This is a genomic window from Pseudomonas sp. Sample_24 (genome assembly GCF_004307605.1).
Classification (GTDB): domain Bacteria; phylum Pseudomonadota; class Gammaproteobacteria; order Pseudomonadales; family Pseudomonadaceae; genus Aquipseudomonas.
On record NZ_RCNW01000458.1, the window covers coordinates 1 to 2,294 of the forward strand.

Annotated in this window: 1 protein-coding gene and 1 pseudogene; both read left to right on the forward strand. The window is 62.5% G+C overall.

All coding sequences use genetic code 11. The annotated features are described in order from the left end of the window. Positions 1-500, forward strand: a pseudogene (gene aceE, locus D8V06_RS26415) (pyruvate dehydrogenase (acetyl-transferring), homodimeric type); the annotation flags it as partial. Between the two features lie 11 nt (positions 501-511). Beyond that, positions 512-2,294: dihydrolipoyllysine-residue acetyltransferase (gene aceF, locus D8V06_RS26420; RefSeq protein ID WP_130932117.1), on the forward strand; the 1,783-nt coding region annotated here is incomplete at its 3' end.

Genomic DNA, 2,294 nt, shown 5'->3' on the forward strand with positions numbered 1-2,294 from the left:
CGCACCACGTTCAGCTGATGGGCTCCGGCACCATCCTGCGTGAAGTCCGTGAAGCAGCGAAGATTTTGCGTGAAGAGTTCAACGTCGGCGCCGACGTGTGGAGCGTTACCAGCTTCAACGAACTGCGTCGCGACGGCCTGGCCGTTGAGCGCACCAACCGTCTGCACCCGGGCCAGAAGCCTAAGCTGAGCTATGTCGAAGAGTGCCTGAACGGTCGTAAAGGTCCGGTCATTGCCTCTACCGACTACATGAAACTGTTCGCCGAGCAGATCCGTCAGTGGGTACCGTCCAAGGAATTCAAAGTCCTGGGCACCGACGGTTTCGGCCGCAGCGACAGCCGCAAGAAACTGCGTCATTTCTTCGAAGTTGACCGTCATTTCGTGGTGTTGGCAGCCCTGGAAGCACTGGCTGACCGTGGTGACATCGAACCTAAAGTCGTGGCTGAAGCCATCGCCAAGTTCGGTATCAACCCGGAAAAACTCAACCCACTGGACTGCTGAGGAGAGATTCTGTGAGCGAACTCATTCGCGTACCTGACATCGGCAGCGGTGAAGGTGAAGTAATTGAACTGTTTGTGAAGGTCGGCGACCGTATTGAAGCCGACCAGAGCATCCTGACCCTGGAATCGGACAAGGCGAGCATGGAAGTGCCTGCGCCGAAGGCCGGTATCATCAAGAGTCTGAAAGTGAAGCTGGGCGATCGCCTGAAAGAAGGCGACGAGCTGCTCGAGCTGGAAGTCGAAGGCGCCGCGCAAGCGGCTCCTGCGGCTGCCGCTGCGCCTGCTGCAAAAGCTGAAGCCAAACCGGCCGCCGCGCCTGCTGCCGCTCCAGCCGCTGCCCCTGCTGCTCCTGCTGCCGCTTCGGTTCAGCAAGTGCACGTGCCGGACATCGGTTCGTCGGGCAAGGCCCAGATCATCGAGATCCAGGTCAAGGTCGGCGACACCGTCGAGGCTGATCAGTCGCTGATCACCCTGGAATCCGACAAGGCCAGCATGGAAATCCCGTCGCCTGCCGCTGGCGTGGTCAAGGCCATCAGCGTCAAGCTCAACGACGAAGTCGGCACTGGCGACCTGATTCTGGACCTGGAAGTGGCGGGTGCTGCGGCGCCGGCCGCTGCGCCAGCTCAGGCTGCTGCACCTGCCGCCGCTGCTCCTGCGCCAGCTGCTGCCGCTCCGGCTGCACCGGTAGCCGACAGCGTCCAGGACATCCACGTTCCGGACATCGGTTCGGCAGGCAAGGCGAAGATCATCGAAGTCCTGGTCAAGGCCGGCGACACCGTTGAAGCCGACCAGTCGCTGATCACCCTGGAATCCGACAAGGCCAGCATGGAAATCCCATCGCCTGCCGCTGGCGTGGTGGAAAGCGTTTCCATCAAGCTGGATGACGAAGTCGGTACCGGCGACCTGATTCTCAAGTTGAAAGTCAAAGGCGCAGCTCCAGCTGCTGCCCCGGCTCCAGCTGCCGCTGCTGCTCCGAGCGCTCCGGCGCCAGCTGCTGCTCCGGCTGCCGCTGCCCCCGCTCCGGCCGCTGCGCCTGCCAAGCCGGGCGCGAAAGTTCACGCCGGCCCTGCCGTGCGTCAACTGGCTCGCGAATTCGGTGTCGAGCTGAGCGCTGTCGGCGCCAGCGGTCCGCACGGTCGCATCCTGAAGGAAGACGTACAGGTTTACGTCAAGGCCATGATGCAGAAGGCCAAGGAAGCTCCGGCCGCTGCTGCTGGCGCAACCGGTGGCGCGGGCATTCCGCCGATACCGGTCGTGGACTTCAGCCGCTTCGGCGAAATCGAAGAAGTACCGATGACCCGCCTGATGCAGGTCGGCGCTGCCAACCTGCACCGCAGCTGGCTGAACGTGCCGCACGTGACGCAATTCGACTCGGCCGATATCACCGAACTCGAAGCGTTCCGTAACGCCCAGAAAGCCGTAGCAGAGAAGGCCGGCGTCAAGCTGACCATCCTGCCGCTGCTGCTCAAGTCCTGCGCGCACCTGCTCAAGGAACTGCCGGACTTCAACAGCTCGCTGGCGCCAAGCGGCAAAGCGATCATCCGCAAGAAATACGTGAACATCGGCTTCGCCGTCGACACCCCTGATGGCCTGCTGGTACCGGTGATCAAGAACGTCGACCAGAAGAGCCTGCTGCAACTGGCGGCCGAGGCGGCTTCCCTGGCTGAAAAAGCCCGGACCAAGAAGCTCTCGTCGGACGAGATGCAAGGCGCCTGCTTCACCATTTCCAGCCTCGGCCACATTGGCGGCACCGGCTTCACGCCGATCGTCAACGCGCCGGAAGTGGCGATCCTCG